15 protein-coding genes are annotated in these 15643 nt (G+C 65.8%); 7 read left to right on the forward strand and 8 right to left on the reverse strand.

Features of this window, described 5'->3' with window-relative positions; genetic code table 11:
* The first annotated feature begins 33 nt into the window (after positions 1-33).
* From K7711_RS30400 to bfr, 4 genes are all read left to right on the forward strand, one after another.
* On the forward strand, positions 34-801 hold the full coding sequence (locus tag K7711_RS30400) for an ESX secretion-associated protein EspG (protein WP_235747983.1): 768 nt from the start codon (positions 34-36) through the stop codon (positions 799-801).
* Between the two features lie 92 nt (positions 802-893).
* Complete coding sequence (locus K7711_RS30405; protein ID WP_222973047.1) at positions 894-1508, forward strand: methyltransferase family protein; 615 nt, start codon at positions 894-896, stop codon at positions 1506-1508.
* A 177-nt stretch (positions 1509-1685) separates the two neighbouring features.
* Complete coding sequence (locus tag K7711_RS30410) at positions 1686-1835, forward strand: hypothetical protein (RefSeq protein WP_308015025.1); 150 nt, start codon at positions 1686-1688, stop codon at positions 1833-1835.
* 145 nt (positions 1836-1980) lie between these two features.
* A complete protein-coding gene (bfr, locus tag K7711_RS30415) occupies positions 1981-2463 on the forward strand; it encodes a bacterioferritin (protein ID WP_040823614.1) in 483 nt (160 codons plus the stop codon).
* 75 nt (positions 2464-2538) lie between these two features.
* Here bfr and K7711_RS30420 read toward each other — a convergent pair whose 3' ends face one another.
* Positions 2539-4275 (reverse strand): DEAD/DEAH box helicase, encoded by a 1737-nt coding sequence (locus K7711_RS30420; RefSeq protein ID WP_222973055.1) that lies wholly within the window; start codon positions 4273-4275, stop codon positions 2539-2541.
* Positions 4276-4955: 680 nt separating this feature from the next.
* On the opposite strand from K7711_RS30420, the gene K7711_RS30425 reads away from it, so the two are divergent.
* Positions 4956-6071 (forward strand): YihY/virulence factor BrkB family protein, encoded by a 1116-nt coding sequence (locus K7711_RS30425; RefSeq protein WP_222973057.1) that lies wholly within the window; start codon positions 4956-4958, stop codon positions 6069-6071.
* A 64-nt stretch (positions 6072-6135) separates the two neighbouring features.
* On the opposite strand, the gene K7711_RS30430 is transcribed toward K7711_RS30425, so the two are convergent.
* The 3 genes from K7711_RS30430 to K7711_RS30440 form a co-directional block, all read right to left on the reverse strand.
* Positions 6136-6891 (reverse strand): hypothetical protein, encoded by a 756-nt coding sequence (locus tag K7711_RS30430; RefSeq protein ID WP_222973058.1) that lies wholly within the window; start codon positions 6889-6891, stop codon positions 6136-6138.
* A gap of 79 nt (positions 6892-6970) precedes the next feature.
* Positions 6971-8011, reverse strand: a complete 1041-nt coding sequence (locus tag K7711_RS30435) for a GlxA family transcriptional regulator (protein ID WP_443678105.1) — start codon at positions 8009-8011, stop codon at positions 6971-6973.
* A 246-nt stretch (positions 8012-8257) separates the two neighbouring features.
* On the reverse strand, positions 8258-8995 hold the full coding sequence (locus K7711_RS30440) for a VOC family protein (RefSeq protein ID WP_222973064.1): 738 nt from the start codon (positions 8993-8995) through the stop codon (positions 8258-8260).
* Positions 8996-9181: 186 nt separating this feature from the next.
* Here K7711_RS30440 and K7711_RS30445 point away from each other — a divergent pair, with 186 nt between their 5' ends.
* Complete coding sequence (locus tag K7711_RS30445) at positions 9182-10450, forward strand: MFS transporter (protein WP_222973224.1); 1269 nt, start codon at positions 9182-9184, stop codon at positions 10448-10450.
* Here the strand turns inward: K7711_RS30445 and K7711_RS47905 are convergent.
* On the reverse strand, positions 10432-10731 hold the full coding sequence (locus K7711_RS47905) for a DUF3099 domain-containing protein (protein ID WP_235748063.1): 300 nt from the start codon (positions 10729-10731) through the stop codon (positions 10432-10434). The two genes, K7711_RS30445 and K7711_RS47905, sit on opposite strands and share 19 nt — an antisense overlap.
* Positions 10732-11039: 308 nt before the next feature.
* On the opposite strand from K7711_RS47905, the gene K7711_RS30455 reads away from it, so the two are divergent.
* Positions 11040-11273 carry a DUF3039 domain-containing protein gene (locus K7711_RS30455; protein WP_222973067.1) on the forward strand — a complete coding sequence of 78 codons (234 nt, stop codon included), beginning with the start codon at positions 11040-11042 and terminating at the stop codon, positions 11271-11273.
* Positions 11274-11309: 36 nt separating this feature from the next.
* Here K7711_RS30455 and K7711_RS30460 read toward each other — a convergent pair whose 3' ends face one another.
* The 3 genes from K7711_RS30460 to K7711_RS30470 all read right to left on the reverse strand — a co-directional run bounded on the left by K7711_RS30460 (position 11310) and on the right by K7711_RS30470 (position 15321).
* On the reverse strand, positions 11310-12503 hold the full coding sequence (locus K7711_RS30460; RefSeq protein WP_222973069.1) for a site-specific integrase: 1194 nt from the start codon (positions 12501-12503) through the stop codon (positions 11310-11312).
* A 161-nt stretch (positions 12504-12664) separates the two neighbouring features.
* Complete coding sequence (locus tag K7711_RS30465) at positions 12665-12886, reverse strand: helix-turn-helix domain-containing protein (protein WP_222973071.1); 222 nt, start codon at positions 12884-12886, stop codon at positions 12665-12667.
* Between the two features lie 383 nt (positions 12887-13269).
* On the reverse strand, positions 13270-15321 hold the full coding sequence (locus tag K7711_RS30470) for a VirB4 family type IV secretion system protein (RefSeq protein ID WP_222973072.1): 2052 nt from the start codon (positions 15319-15321) through the stop codon (positions 13270-13272).
* Positions 15322-15643: the final 322 nt, after the last annotated feature.

The raw sequence follows: 15643 nt of genomic DNA on the forward strand, positions 1-15643 counted from the left end.
TTTGGTGTGGCGGTGGCAACGCCGGGATGATCGATGGGAACGCGTATGACGCAGTGGGCTTGGGAGCCGGATGATTTCGCGGCGCTGTGGTTCAGCGACGCCAACGACAGGATTCCGGGTCTGCTGCGGTTCACCAGTCGATTCGCCTACAACGACGAGTTCGAACTGCATCGGCCGGCCGTACGCGGGCGGTACGACGCCGATGAGCTCGAACAGATCGACCTGGCGTTGCACACCGTCACGACCTCCGACATGCGGATCGAAATCCTCGGCAGCACAACGAAATACCCGGGCAGCACCGGCGCGGCGCGGACATACAGAATCATCGGCGCACGCAACCTGCACCACGCGACCGTGCTGTATCAGATCACCGAGGGTGAGGTGGACGGCCGGATACGCGCGCACTCGTGCCGCCCCGAACAGCTCGGCGCTCGCCTGGTCGCCACGATCCCGGCCCGCGAACCGGGCCGCGCGCAGCCGATCACCGTGCACCCCAGAGATATTCGCGACAATCACCAGTCCGCGACCGGCAGCACGCCCGCCGAGCGCTACCGTCGGCTGCTCGCCCGGCCCGTCGACGGAAACGGTACGGCCGCACTTCTACTGGGTCCGATCCACGCCTACCCCGATCCGGTGCAGGAGATCATGTGGTGCGATTTCGACGACGGCCGGTACCTGCAAGTCCGTGGTGAGCACATCAGCATCCGTCCTGCCGTCGCGAAGGATCTGTCCGCGCGCTTCGGCGCCTGGATCGAGAACGCCGTGCAACGTCAGCGTGAGGAGCAATACGAGCGCTGGTAGCCCTCGCAGCAATCGAAAATCCACCCGCGGGTGGAGTGAGATCGGCTGCCGGGTGGTGTCCGGACCTACCCCGACACGCGCATTCTCGAAGCATGACAATTGTGGATGCGCTGGCCACAGCGGCCGGTTGGAGTATCGATATCGTCGGGTTGGTGTGGCTGGGGACCGCAGTGTGGTTCGCCGCGGTGCGACCGACCGGGCTACGGGGGAAGATCTGGCATTTCTTGCGGACCTTACTGCCCGAGCCGTGGATGATCGCCGGGATCGTCGCGCTCAGCGTCGTAATTCACCTTCTGCCCCGAGATATCTGGGATCCGATCACCTGGAAGGCTGAGATCCTGAAGGGGGTCGGGTCGATCCTGATCATCGCCTCGGCGGTGCTGATGGTGTGGGCGCGCCTGGCCCTGGGCACGATGTGGGCGGGACGGCCGATGATCCAGCAGGACCATCAATTGCGCACCGGCGGGCCCTACCAATTGGTGCGGCATCCGATCTACACCGGACTGCTCGGGCTCATGATCGGTCTGACGCTGGTGGCCGGATTCGGGTCTTCGATCGTGCTGCTCGTCTTCGTCACCATCTGGCTGTTGCGCCGGGTACGCGTGGAGGACCACATGCTGATCGATACGTTCGGCGACGATTACCGCAGCTACCGGCAGCGCGTGCCGGCACTGGTGCCGTTCGCCGGGCCGCTGATCCGGGTCTGAGCGGGAATCGATCGGTCCGAGACAGTTCTCCAGCGCGGGAATCCGTGCTATACATAAGGCGAGGCTAACCTCCTCAGGCGAGGCTAACCTCGCCGAGAACCGCCCTACCGCACCGCGAGGCCGACCGTGTACATCTGCATCTGTAACGCCGTGTCAGAGTCCGACGTGCACAGCTGCGTGCAGGCAGGTGCATGCACCACCAGGCAGGTCAAGAACGCCTGCGGCTGGAAGCCCGGCTGCGGCAGCTGCACCCGGCGCCTCAGCGAAGTCTTCGGCCAAGCCATGGCAGCCTCGGCGAACGCCTCCTCCGACACTACGGCCGCCTGACTTTCCCGGTCCGCCACACACCGAAAAGCAACTGAAGATTTGCTGAGGCGAGCCTAGCCACAATGAGGTGTGGCTGACCTTTGTTCTGCTACAATACGGGCCCCGGTGTTCAGGACCCTGGTTCCCATGTGTCACTATCGCTTTCATGGAAGGCGACAAGGATATTATCGCGTTGCTCAACGAGCAGCTCACCGCCGAATTGACGGCGATCAACCAGTACTTCCTGCACGCCAAGATGCAGGAGAACTGGGGTCTCACCAAGCTCGCCAAGCACACCCGTTACGAGTCCATCGACGAGATGAAGCATGCGGAGATCCTCACCGACCGCATCCTGTTTCTCGAGGGACTCCCCAACTATCAGAAGCTCAATGTTCTGCGGATCGGCCAGACGGTCTCCGAACAGCTCGAAGCCGACCTCGCCGTCGAGATGGAAGCGGTGAACCGGCTGCGACCGGGCATCGAACTGATGCGCTCGCGCGGTGACGTCACCTCCGCCCGGATCTTCGAAAAGATCCTCGAGGACGAGGAAGAGCACGTCGACTACCTCGAGACCGAACTCGAACTGCTGGCGAAACTCGGTGAGCCGCTGTACCTTCAGCGCTTCACCGAAACCCCCGAAGACGACTGATCCCGCTCGCACCCGTCCGGTTGCGAGCGCGACCGGACGGGTGCGACGGGCCTACATCCGCCGCGGTGCGGCGCGCTACATCCGCCGCAACGCCGTGATGCGCTCCGAGAGCTGATCGACCGTGGCCAGCGCCGTGGGCGGGCCGCCGCACTCCCGGCGCAACTCACCGTGAATCACACCGTGCGGTTTACCGGTGCGGTGATGATGCATCGCGACCAGGCTGTTCAGTTCGCGGCGCAACTCTCCCAGCTTGTCCGCTGTCGCAACACGTTCCGAAGACGCCGAGACACTCGGCCCCTCCTCGGTCATCGTGGCCGCCGAACTGCGCTCCTGAATCTGGCGAGTCTGCCGATCGCGCAACAGCGCACGCATCTGATCGGCATCGAGCAGGCCCGGAATGCCGAGATAGTCGGCCTCCTCGTCACTGCCGGAGAACGTCGCCGTACCGAACGAATCACCGTCGTAGATAACCTGATCCAGTTCGGCGTCCGCGGCCAGCGCGACGAACTTCGCCTCCTCCTCGCCCGGCTCGTCCTCCTGCTTGTTGGCCTCGATCAGCAGCTCGTCGTCCAGGGCGTTCTTCTCACGATGCGGTTTGCCGATCACGTGATCGCGCTGCACCTCGAGCTGCGCGGCCAGATCCAGCAGCACCGGCACCGACGGCAGGAACACACTCGCGGTCTCCCCGGGACGCCGGGCGCGCACGAAACGACCGATCGCCTGCGCGAAGTACAGCGGCGTGGACGCGCTGGTCGCATAGACGCCGACCGCCAGCCGCGGGACGTCCACGCCCTCGGACACCATGCGCACCGCCACCATCCACGGATCGGTGCTGCGGGCGAACGCATCGATCCGATCCGAGGACCCCGGATCATCGGACAACACCACCGCGGGCTTACTGCCCGAAATGTGTTCCAGCAGATCGGCGTAATCGCGCGCCTTCTCCTGATCGGTGGCGATCACCAGACCGCCCGCATCCGCCATACCCGTGGCGCGCAGCTGCCGCAGCCGGGTGTCGGCGGCGATCAGCACCTTCGACATCCAGTCACCGGCGGGATCGAGTGCGGTACGCCACGCGCGCGCGGTCTGCTCGGCGCTCAGCGGCTCACCCAGCCGCGCCGAATACTCCTCGCCCGCGCTGTCGCGCCAATGCGCCTCACCCGAATAGGCCAGGAACACCACCGGCCGCACGACACCATCGGCCAGCGCCTCGGAATATCCGTAACTGTGATCGGCGCGCGAACGGGGGAAGCCGGCCTCGTCGGGCTCGTAGGTGACGAACGGGATCTGGCTGTCGTCACTGCGGAACGGAGTACCCGTCAGCGCCAGACGGCGCGTCGCGTCGCCGAACGCCTCCGCCGTGGCCTCGCCCCAGCTCTTGGCATCGCCCGCATGGTGGATTTCGTCGAGAATCACCAGGGTGCGGCGGTTTTCGGTGCGCACGCGATGCTTGAACGGATGCGAAGCCACCTGGGCGTAGGTGACGACCACACCGTGATAGTCGCCCGAAGTGCCACCGGTGGAGTTGGAGAAGTTCGAATCCAATGCCAGCCCGGCCCGCGCCGCCGACGCCGCCCACTGATGCTTGAGATGTTCGGTGGGTGCGACCACCGTCACCTGATCGACGGTGCGATCGGCCAGCAGCTCGGACGCCACCCGCAGGGCGAACGTCGTCTTGCCTGCTCCCGGCGTCGCAACCGCGAGAAAATCACGTGGTTTGGTAGTCAAATACCTGGTCAGAGCCCTGCGCTGCCACGCACGTAAAGAACCGCCACCACCCGAAGTCACTCCAGGAAGAGTACCGACCCCCACCGACAACTACCCAATCCGACACTGTGTCTTTGGCCTCCGCTGCGCTCCGGCGGGGCCGCGGCCCCCTTGGGGCCGATTCTTCCCTCCCTCCGCTCCCCCGCTTCGCTCCTCCGCTCCGGTCAGTCCAGAATCGACCCGGGCCGCGGCCTTTGGGGTTGGCGTTGCCCGGGGTGGACGGGCTTGGGCTGGCCGCGGGTTCGCGTTCTGTGATCGGTGGCCGCACTCCGCCTCTTGCCACAACAGAATCGAACCGGGGCCGCTGCCTCGGTGTTCGGCGTTACCCGGGGTGAATGAGCCTGGGTTGACCTCGGGCACGCGTTCTGTGGCTCGATCGCCGCACTCCGCCTCTTCGTCACACCAGAATCGAACTGGGCCGCGGCCTCGGAGTCGACCTTGTCAGGGGTGGGCGGAACTGGTCGGGTTCGCCTGTTCTGCTTCGGTGCTGCGGTCGATTGCCTTTGCTTCGCTGGGGTGGGGTCGCGGATGCGAAGTTGGCGTTGACGGGGGGTGAGTGAACTGGGTGAGTCGAGGGGTTGACATCGGTCGGCCATGCGACCGGCTGTGTCCCCGCGCCGCAAGCAAAGTTCTGGCCATCGGGTGGGTGTGGCGTACGACACCGGGAACGTCGGTGGGTGGTAGGCGCGCATTTCGGGCGGCGGTAGGAGATGCTGGTAGGCGACATGAATGATCAGAGGGTGCCGCGGACGGACGGTGACCGGCCGAAGTGGGTCGGGTCGGTGGTGCGTGCGGTCGGGCGGTGGCTGATTCTGGTCATCGGGCGGATCGTGCACGCGCTGCTGCGGACCTGGGCTCTGGTGGCTCGGGTGGTCGTCAAGGCCTGGAACGATTCGATATTCACCAAATCGGCGGCGGCGGCATTCTGGCAAATGTTGTCGCTGGCTCCGCTGCTGCTGGGGTTGCTGGGCTGTCTCGGCTACGTCGGCGGGTGGTTCGGGCCCGATACGGTGCAGATCGTCGAGAGCAAGCTCATCACCTTCAGCCGGAAACTGTTCAGCCCCACCGTGGTCGACGACCTCATCCAACCCACCGTGGGCGATGTGCTGCAACGCGGACGCGGTGCGGTGGTGTCGTTCGGATTCGTCCTGTCGCTCTGGGCCGGATCCTCGGCGATGGCGACGTTCGTGGACGCGATCGTGGACGCGCACAATCAGCAGGACGCCCGGAATCCGGTGTGGCAGCGAATCTTCGCACTACTGCTGTACGTGGGATTCCTGATCATCTCGGTGTTCGTGCTACCGCTGGTGGCGCTGGGGCCCGTGCTGATCGGGCGAATGCTGCCCGAGCCCTGGCACGACCCCGGACTGCACCTGCTCGACGCGTTCTACTATCCGGGCACCGGGCTACTGATCATCATCGGGCTGACCACGCTGTACAAATTCGCGCTGCACCGGTCGCTGCCGTGGCACCGGCTGTTCGGGGGCGCGCTGGTCGCGGGCGCGTTCTTCATGACCGCGAGCATCATCCTGCGGCGCTACCTGTCCTGGGTGAGCCGCAACGGCATCAGCTACGGGGCGTTGTCCACCCCGATCGCGTTCCTGCTGTTCACCTATTTCCTCGCGTTCGCGGTGATCATCGGCGCGGAATTCAATGCGACGGTGCAGGAGTTCTGGCCCGCCCGCCGGACCCGCTTCGACATCATCCGCCGCTGGCTCTCGTTCCGCCTGCACCGCACAATCGACCCGACCATCGAACCGCCCGAACAGGACTCGACGACGGACCCGGCACCCGGACCGCCACGTCCGCCCGGGACGAGCCCGCTGACGGTCTCCTCCTGAACAGCGCGGTCCGTACACGGAGATCCTCCGGGCCAACACATTCCGGGCCGGGCGCGATACCGGGTCAGTCGCCCTCGACGACGTGCGCATCCGGAAACGCCCGTGCCAGTGCCGCATCGGCGATGATCTGGGTCAGCAGATCCTTGAGCGGGCATTCGGGCAGGATCGCCGCCGTACCGGCGAACGGTTCGGCCACATCGAGTCCGTCCGCTGCCAATTCGGCTATCACCCAGGGCATTCCGGTCCCATCGGCGGAATAGCCCAGGGCCTCACGCAGGGCGGTGATGGTGGAGAGCATCAGTTCGGCGCGAGCGGCGACCGCCGCGCTCATCCGCTCCTCCAACTCCGCCCGACGTTCCTCCAGCGCACCGGATTCCGGATCCGCCGCGGCCTCCTGCGATTCGCTCAGGCGCACGAGCCCACCCTCGAGCAGCTCGAACCCTTCGTCCAGAACCAGTGTGCCGACGGCGATCTCCTTCTTCGCCAGACCCGGCATATCGCGCATGAATCCGTCCAGGGTATCCATCGCCGCGATCATCCTGGCCCGGATGTCCACCCGGCGCTGATGCTCCCGCTCGGCCGCATCACGTTCGGCCAGTGCGTGATCGAGCGCACGCTCGAGCTGCAAGGCCAGCGACAGCGAATCCGGCGCGATCGCGCCACGCATCAGCTCTCGGCCCTCCGCCGGGGTGGCGATATCGAGGAAATGGCCGACGCTCTCGCGCAGAGACTGTAATTCGTCGCGGCCGAGTCCTGGTTGACGGAACACCTGCAGATACTGTTCGAGGGTCACCGATAGATCGATTTCGTCGTCTCTCACGACCTCACCTCGCCCGTGCTCGGCTCCGTCCTGCGTCGAGCCTACTGTGCTGAAAGCTCGCTCGCAGGTTGGCTCACATCTATGAGCCTGCCACAGGCCGCGATCCCATGGCGGGAACCTGTGCGATCTCACTCGTCCGGCGCGTCTCGACGCCCTGCACCGCACGAAACGTCCTGCGATAGGCCAACGGCGGCACACCCAGTTCGATGCGCATGTGATGTCGCAGCGAGGAGGCGGTGCCCATCCCGGCGGCGCGGGCAACCCCATCGATCGGCAGATCGGTGGTCTCGAGCAGATGCCGCGCGTGCCGCAGGCGCTGCTGCAACAGCCATGCGCCCGGCGCCTGCCCGGTCTCGGATTTGAATCGACGGGTGAAGGTGCGCACACTCATCCGCGCGTGCGCGGCCGAAGCGGCCAGATCCAGATCGCGGTCGAGATGTCGCAGCATCCAGGCGCGCGTGGGGGCGGTGCCGTCGGAGCCGTCGTCGGGAATGTGCCGGTCGATGAACTGGGACTGCCCGCCCTCGCGCCACGGCGGCACGACGCAATACCGGGCGGCGCGATTGGCGATCTCACTGCCGTGATCGGTGCGCATCAGGTGCAGGCACAGATCCAGTCCGGCGGCCAAACCCGCTGCGGTGCAGATATTTCCGTCCTCGACGAACAGCAGGTTCTCATCCAGCCGGACCCGCGGGAAAAGCCGGCGGAAGTCCTCGGCATGGGCCCAGTGCGTCGTGGCCCGGCGGTCGTCCAGCAGGCCCGCGGCCCCGAGGACGAACGCGCCCGTGCAGATCGACACGATGCGGGCGTCGTCCCGGATGCTCGCCAGCGCCTCAGCCACCTCGCCGGGCAGGGTGCCGTCCCGCCGGGCCTGTGGGAGCTGCGTTCCCGGGACGATCACGGTGTCCGCGGTGGCGAGCAGTTCCGGCCCGGCCTGCGGAACGATCGTGTAGCCCGCCGTGGACACCACGCCTGCCGGGTCCAGACCGCACACCTGCACGTCATACAGCGGGGAACCGTCCGGCCCGTCCACCGAACGGAACACGGTCGGCGGAATCGTCATGTCGAACCCCACCACCGGCGCGAGCGCCAGCACGGCCACGGTGTGCACCGGACTCACCGAGATCTCCTCTCCCGCTTCGTCACTGGCTTCGCCGAACGCTTCGACCACGACTCCGGTGTGCGGCCGAGACCACGTTGGTGCGCATGGCACGGTTGGTGATGCACACGCTCGCGGCATCCCGCACGCTGTGGCAGCCGCCGAGCATCGCACGCTGCGACTGCCTCCACGAGTCCGACCGGCGCACGGATTCCGCCGCACGGGCGCAGCTGTCTGCAAGCGCCGCAACGGGTTTGCCGTCCGGCATCACGGCTTCGCCCGTCCGGTGTACGGGTCGCGGTCGGTCAGGCAGTAGATCCCGCCCACGGGATCGCGCATGACCGTCCACCAGGAGCCTTCGGCGATCCGGCGCGCACCGAGCCCCTGATGCCAGGCCGCGACGTCCTCGACGTCCGAGCAGGCCAGATCGAGATGCGCCGACGGCGCGCGGTCCTGCGTCAGACGCTGGAGCAGGATGCGGATCGGCAGCCGATCCGGCACGGCCAGCCGGGTGAACTCGGGCTCGGAGGTTTCCGACAGGCCCCACCCGGTCAGCTCGGACCAGAAGCGGACCTCCTCGTCGAAGCCGCTCGGGCCGATGTCGAGGCAGATCTGGTCCAGGCGGCTGACCGATCCGCCCGCGGACGACACGGGCGAGGGGACCTGCCGGCCGTTCTCGGTGGTCAGGCAGAACGCCAGCCCCTGTGGTGAATGCATCAGCGCCCAGCTGCCGTGATCGGCGACGACCTTCGCCCCGAGCGCCTGAGCACATTGCGTGGCGGCAACCAGATCGTCGACGTCGAGGTCGAGATGTGCGCCGCCCGAATCGCCGACCGCCTGCATCCGCAGGCAGGGATCACCCTGCGCCGCAAGGAGAGTCGCGAATTCGCCGTTCGCACCGCGACGTTCGGACAGGCGCGAGCCCGTCACGGTCGCCCAGAAGGCCGCCGCCTCGTCGAAGCGGTCGGCCGGGCGATCGATGAACGCCCAATTCCATCGGATCACGGCACCCTCCCAAGATTGGCCAGATATTGACGGATTGTGGCATTCAGGCCACTCGTCTCGCAACCGCTTCTCCGGCACGCTCGTCGTGTGACCGAACTGCAGGACCCCACATCGGAATTCGGCCCCCGACGGGACACCCCGGAACCCGGGCCGCGCGAGGCCGCACCACCGTCCCGGCTCGCCCGGATGCCGATTCATCCGGCCTGGTTCGTGGCCGTCGCGGCATTCGTGGCGTTGATCGGAGCGGCCGGATTCCGGTCGGTGCCCAGTGTGCTGATGGATCCGCTGCATCGGGAATTCGGCTGGTCGCACGGCACGATCGGGGCCGCGGTATCGCTGAACGTGCTGCTCTACGGGGTGATCTCCCCGTTCGCGGCGGCGCTGATGGATCGGTTCGGCATCCGGCGGGTGGTGGCCGGCGCGCTGGTGCTGGTGGCGGCGGGCAGCGGGCTGACGGTGTTCATGACCCGGCCGTGGCAGCTGATGGCGACCTGGGGGTTGCTGGTCGGAGTGGGTGTCGGCTCGATGTCGATGCCGTTCGTGGCGACCATCACCGGACGGTGGTTCGTCCGGCATCGCGGGCTGGTCACCGGTGTGCTCACCGCGGCCGGAGCCACCGGACAGCTGGTATTCCTGCCGCTGATCTCCGCGCTGGCCCAGGAACACGGATGGCGCACGCCGTCGCTGGTGGTGGCGGGCGCCGCACTGGCCGTGGTACCGCTGGTCCTGCTGTTGATCCGGGATTTCCCCAGCGATATCGGCGTCACCGCCTACGGGGCCGAACCCGGCGACCGGACCGGGGTGCGGACGGTCCTGCGTGGCGGCGCGGCGCGGGCGGTGACGGTGTTGTCCCGAGTCGCGCGCACACCCCAATTCTGGTTGCTGGCAGGTGGTTTCGCGGTGTGCGGCGCATCGACCAACGGTCTGGTCGGCACCTACTTCGTCAGTGCGGCGCACGATCACGGCATGCCGCCCACCACCGCGGCCGGACTGCTCGCCACGGTCGGCATCTTCGATGTCGCCGGGACCATCGCCTCGGGGTGGCTGACCGATCGGATCGAATCCCGCTACCTGCTGATGACCTACTACGGGCTGCGCGGGCTGTCGCTGGTGATCCTGCCCTCGCTGCTCGCGCCGCAGACCCAGCCGAGCATGTGGGTGTTCATCGTCTTCTACGGCCTGGACTGGATCGCGACGGTGCCGCCCACAGTTGCCTTGTGCCGCAGGTATTTCGGTGACGACGGCCCGGTCGCGTTCGGCTGGGTGTTCGCCTCACATCAGATCGGCGCGGCCCTGGCCGCCACCGGTGCGGGCATCATCCGCGATATGCGCGGCAGCTACGACCTGGCCTGGTACATCGCGGGCGCGCTGTGCGCGATCGCGATGGTGATGTCCGGATTCATCCGTTCGAGGAATGCGGCGCTCGGTGCGCCTGCTCAGCCATCGATCGAATGATGGTGGCGCGACTCGAGGGCCTTGTGTTCGGCGCGACGACCGTCCCAGCGGCTCGGCTCGTCCTTGCGGCGTGGCGGCCGGTCGTTGGCGACGAGCACCGCGATCCACGGCAGCGGAATCGAGACCCCGATGATGGCCAGTGAGATGAGCGCGTTGTGCCACAGCCCGTACGCGCCCGCGGCCAGAATCAGGCAGGGGATGCGGAACCCCATCAACAGCATGTAGCGGCGCACCCGGGCCCGATGCTGCTGTTCCAGCGACGGCGCGGCCTCGGTGATCAGGACCGGAGCGTCCGGTTTGGGTCCGCGGAAGAATCCACTCTCGACGCGGGGCGGCGGAGGCGGGACAGTACCGGCCGGAGGGATCTGCACTTCGGGATCCTGCTGCGCGGCGTCGTCCGCTTCGCCCGTGCGCCCCGCCTGGGCGCGGGTCTCACCACCGTCGACCGGTCGGCCGGGGACTTCGGCATCGGGAGTTTCGCCGTCACGCTGCATACCTCCGAGTCTTCCACTCCCGAAGGTCGGATGCACACGTGGTGATCGCGACCACCGAGCCGCGCTCCGATCACCGGATGCGGCATCATGGAAGGGTGAACACCGATACCCTCGTTCGCCCGGATTCGACCACCGACGAGACGACCGACAGCGACACCCCCAAGTTCTTCCACTACGTGAAGAAGGACAAGATCGCCGAGAGCGCCGTCATGGGCACCCATGTCGTGGCCCTCTGCGGCGAGGTGTTCCCCGTCACCCGCTCGGCCAAGCCCGGCTCCCCGGTCTGCCCGGACTGCAAGCGCGTCTACGAGATGATGAAGAAAGATTAGCCGTTTTGGCTGGTCAGAACGTTGCAGACTGCTGAACTAGGCCGCAAAGTGCCACTTTGGTGCCACTTTGAACGGGTTCAGCAGTTCCATGGCATCAACGTTGTCCACTGCCACCATGCGACGGATGCCCTGGTGGATATAGTGACGCTGTGCCATCGACTTTCTGCCGTCCAAGTGCCCTAGTTGAGCGCTGGCACGCTCATCGTCGCCGGTGATCGTGGCGATATGCGTAGCTACCGTGTCTCGTAGGTCAGACAGTCGGAACTTGTCGAACTCACTTCCGGACCGCATGGCATAGACGGCCATACGGGCATTGGACACGCTGACCCACGAACCCGCACTGCTACGCGGACCCTGGAGGATCGGCCAATCATCCGAGACAGGGCCTAGCCTCGCCTTCTCGGCGTCCAGTTCAGCCGTCAACCAATCGGGAAGCACGACTCGGTACTCATTGCCACTCTTACGTTGAGGGTTCCGATACGGGCCGATCGCGGACTTGCATCTGACGGTGCCACAGATATGTAGCACAGACCGAGTAATGCCACCGAATTCTTCTTTCGTGATGTCACACCACCGCACCGCCAGCCCTTCGCCTGGCCGCATCCCAGTACCGAGCAGCAACAGATACAGCATTCGCAAGTAACGGCTCTCACCGCGCTCGTCTTCCAGCCATACATCCATACGTTGAAGGACACCACGCTGTTCCGCTGGGCTCAGTGGCCGAGGCTTTCCACCGTCATTTGTCGGTCGAGGCACATAGGGCATAGGGTTGGCGCTAGCTTCGAGACCCTTACCCAATATTGCAATTTTGAATGCGGAGCACAGCTGACGATGTTGATGATAGGCGGTACTGGGCGCGCTGTCGGCCACCTCATCTAGGTAATCGGCGATCCAAGATGCGTCGGCCGCTTCGACAATGCCGAGGCTCCCCATCTCGATATCGAGTTTGAAGGCGTCAGGGTTATTGCTGCGCTTCGCACTCTTCGCCGGGGGGTATATGTAGCATCGATAGTTGTTGTACGTGTCGTCGGCCATCTTGCCTGCCTCTACTCTTTCCTTGTACTGGGCGTCGAGTTCAGCAAACACCTTGCTCATCTTGTCAGTAGGGGCGAACTGCCGCCTTTTACTGACACGCTTACGTTTCGAACCCTTGAGAACGTTCTTCTTGAAGCCCCTCTCCCACTCATCCAGGCACTCCCTGCGGGTTCGTCCGCTGGCGCTGGTCTTCACATATTCGCCACTGTAGGCGCGGTGGCGTATGCGGGTAAGTCTCCACACACCGTCACGCCCCTTGATTGGGCTAAGTCTATCTTTCGGCGGCATAGCGCCCGGTTCCATTGTTACCTGAGTCACGTACGTTAATCTCCCTTCATATCGATCCTCGTTTATAGCTACGCTGCGTTACCATGCTCGTCCCGAAAATCCTGACCTCGGTACAACAGCGTTCGCTCCCACGCCATCAAGTCGCTAAGCTTGTATCGACGAAAACGACCGATTCTTGCGAAACGAGGCCCTTTACCAAGCGAGGCCCAGTTGGCGAGAGTCTTGGGAGGAACACGTAGCCGCTGCGCCACCTCTTCTGTGGTCAGCCAGGAATCCGAACGATCATCCATGATTAACTCCAATCCCAATTTTCATGGCAGCATCTTTCTTTGCCAATGAAATTTCCCCACAGGCCCGACATCATATAGATATCACATATAGGCATCACCTTGTTTCCGGATGAATGTTCCGTCGTCAATTTCTCCGACCGGAACGAGAAGAGTCAAAACCTTCGTTATTTTTCCGTCGTCTGTAGCCTCGTTGGATTATTGGGCGACGGTAATCTGACGAGATCGGTCGTCACTGATCTGATCGAATTGCTCATCTTTCGGCGATGTGCTCACGAAAGGAGCGGACGAGCGTCTCATGCCACCGCGGCTTGCGGCACCGGGCATCAGACACCGCGGTGAAATTGCGGGCACTGTCGGGCAGGCGCGGTGGCCCAAATCTGAGCTCATGCCGCACCATGCAGTTTGATGAACACATCGTCATCTGCGCCGGTATCGCAGGTTATACAGACAGCAGTCTCCGAGTCCTCGGTGTCGGTGGGTGGACGCAACGTCGCCAGCGTGGCCAGGTCGATATCGGTGTCGCTGTCGTCGGGTGCAGCGAGGAGGTCGAATTCCGGGGAGGTGGTGATCAGGGCGTGTTCGTCGGGTGAGGCCAGGGAGGCGAATACGGCGCGGTCGGTGCCGCCGAGGGCGAGCAGGCCGCTGCCGTGGGCAGCAGTGAGCAGGAATTGTTTCTCGCCGTCCGAGAGCTGGAAGGCGGTGGCGATCTCGTCGCTGGCTGAGACGGCTTGGCGGAGCAGGACTTGGGTGGCGGCGTTGGCGACGATGGCGCGGCCCAGGTCGGTGGAGAGCATGTCGGCGCAGTCCTGGGTGGCCGTGGTGAGTCCGGTGAGGTATTTGCGGAAGCTTTTCGCTGCCCGGTAGAGGAATTCGGCTCCGGCGGGTTGGCGCATGAGTAGCCATGCCTCGTCGACGGTGACCATCCGGGGCCGTCGGGTGGCGGGGTCGCTCACTTGCCGCCAGGTCGCGTCCAGGACCAGCAGGGTCGCGATCGTGCGGAGTTCGTCGGGCACTTGGCGCAGGGAGTACACGATCATCGGGCCGTCGGGGTCGAGGGTGGTGGGGCCGTCGAGTAGTCCGGCGTGGGTGCCCTCGCCCACGTACGGGTGCAGCGCGGCGGCCAGCTCGTCGGCGGCGGGTGTAGCGAGTCGGGTGAGTTGTTCGGCCAGCATGCTCAGGGTGGGCGCTGGCCGACTCCAGGTGGCGGGGTCTGGGTTGATGCCTGCGGCGGTGTAGGTGGCGGTCAGGGCGGCGTCCAGGGCTGCGCGTTGGGCGGGTGTGGGTTCCCCTGCCAGGACGCGGATGAGGGTGTGCAGGAACAGTTTTCGCCGGTTCAGCGCGTCGCGTGGGGCGGTGCGGCGGCCGTCGGGGCGGGTGTGGATGTCCAGATCGAACGGGTTGAGCCGCACCCCGGGCGCGCCGAGGGGAATGTGGACACCGCCCACGGCGTCGGCCAGGGGCCGGTATTCGTCTTCGGGGTCGATGACGATTTGTTCGATGCCGCGATACAGCGAGCGCAGGATCTCGGTCTTGATCAAATAGGATTTCCCGGCACCGCTGCGACCGAGGACGACCATGTTGTGGTTGTGGGCATCGGGTGAGAATCGGTCGACGAACGCCAATCCTCCGGCGGCGTCGCGTCCGTAGAGCACTCCTGTGGGTCGGCTGGCCGCGATCGGGTCGAGGGTCGGGAGTTGTGGGGAGTCGAAGGGGAATGCCGCGGCGAGGGCGGGGGTGTCGAAGGTGCGGCGCATCGCGATCAGATCCAGGCCGATCGGCAGGGTGCTGGTCCAGGCTTGGGTGGCGCGGTAGGCCAGGGTGCAGGTGTCCATCAGCAGGCTCGCGGCCAGTGCCCGCACCGCGGCGACCTCGTCGGCGAGTTCGTCTTCGCTGTCGGCGTGCACGGTCAGGTAGATCCCGACCCGGTACAGGCGTGCCTCGGCGCGCGCTACCCGTGCGGCCAGGTCGGCGGCGTCTTCGACGGCGACCTCGACCAGTGGGTCGGCGGGGCGTCCGTGGGTGGTGTCGTGCATGCGGGAGGACTCGAGCCGGGCGAACTGGTGCTTGAGCCGGGTCGCGGCGGTGACCGGGTCGATCGGGTCGATGTGCACGGCGACATCGACACGGCCGGGGTGCGACAGCAGCGGGGCGAGCCATCCGGCGGTGACTTCGCGCGGGTATCCGGTCACGGCGAGGGTGGCGATCCAGTCCGACCCGACTTCGAGGTGGCGGGTTGCGATCGACAGCGACTCCGGGACGATCCCCGCCGGCGAGTCGGGTAACTCGTCGGCGAGGTCGGGGCCGGGGTATTGGGTGGTGTCGGTGGTGATGATCGCGTCCCGGTCGGCGACATCGGCCGTGGCGGGCAGGAGGCTGCCGGGGTTGGTGCAGCTGGCCAGTACCGCGCCCGCTTGCTGTTCGTCCAGGGCGGTCACGCTGACTCCGAGTGGGGCCAGCAGGTCGGTGGCCTCGCTCAGACGGCGCAGCAGCCGGGATTCGGCCGCGCGTCGCGCGGCAGCGGAGAGGCGGACGCGGGCCCGCCGGCGCCTCCTTCGATGACGTCGTGACCGGGAGTCAAGCAAACCGACTCTGGCGAACCGGGGGAACATCACCTTGAGGACCGAACGACGAATCGGCCGCGACGGTGTTCGAGAACGCTTCCAGGACTGTGTCTGCCAGATATTGTGTGGCCGTCGCCGCGACCAACGGCGGCACGGGTCCGCAGTGGGGAGTGTCGGAATTTTTGTGGGCAGAACA

It is taken from the genome of Nocardia coffeae (assembly GCF_019890715.1).
GTDB classification, from domain to species: domain Bacteria; phylum Actinomycetota; class Actinomycetes; order Mycobacteriales; family Mycobacteriaceae; genus Nocardia; species Nocardia jiangxiensis.

Coding starts and splice junctions, on each gene's coding strand:
- K7711_RS30400 (WP_235747983.1), top strand. CDS start 34: ATGGGAACGCGTATGACGCAGTGGGCTTGGGAGCCGGATGATTTCGCG.
- K7711_RS30405 (WP_222973047.1), top strand. CDS start 894: ATGACAATTGTGGATGCGCTGGCCACAGCGGCCGGTTGGAGTATCGAT.
- bfr (WP_040823614.1), top strand. CDS start 1,981: ATGGAAGGCGACAAGGATATTATCGCGTTGCTCAACGAGCAGCTCACC.
- K7711_RS30425 (WP_222973057.1), top strand. CDS start 4,956: ATGAATGATCAGAGGGTGCCGCGGACGGACGGTGACCGGCCGAAGTGG.
- K7711_RS30445 (WP_222973224.1), top strand. CDS start 9,182: ATGCCGATTCATCCGGCCTGGTTCGTGGCCGTCGCGGCATTCGTGGCG.
- K7711_RS30465 (WP_222973071.1), bottom strand. CDS start 12,886: ATGGATGATCGTTCGGATTCCTGGCTGACCACAGAAGAGGTGGCGCAG.